The organism is Bacillus sp. SIMBA_008, assembly GCF_046535495.1.
Lineage (GTDB): Bacteria > Bacillota > Bacilli > Bacillales > Bacillaceae > Bacillus > Bacillus subtilis.
In genome coordinates, this window is the sequence record NZ_JAWRWL010001228.1 from 1 (window position 1) to 238 (window position 238).

The window sequence follows — 238 nt, forward strand, 5'->3', positions numbered from 1 at the left end:
CGCGAGCCAGCCCGTCGGGTTGCTCTCTGGCGGGAACCAGCAGAAGGTCGTGATCGCGAAGTGGATCAACACCGGCCCGCGGATCCTGGTCATGGATGAGCCGACGGCGGGCGTCGATATCGGCACCATGACCGAGATCCTCGAAATGATCCGGGATTTCGCCTCGCAGGGCAACGCCGTCGTCTTCATCTCCTCTGAGCTCCCCGAGCTTCTGGCGGTTGCCGACCGGGTGGTCGTC

1 protein-coding gene is annotated in these 238 nt (G+C 64.7%); it reads left to right on the top strand.

What is annotated here, in order from left to right:
- Positions 1 to 238 (top strand): ATP-binding cassette domain-containing protein (locus tag SB658_RS27355; RefSeq protein ID WP_410603697.1); only part of this gene is annotated, 238 nt, incomplete at both ends.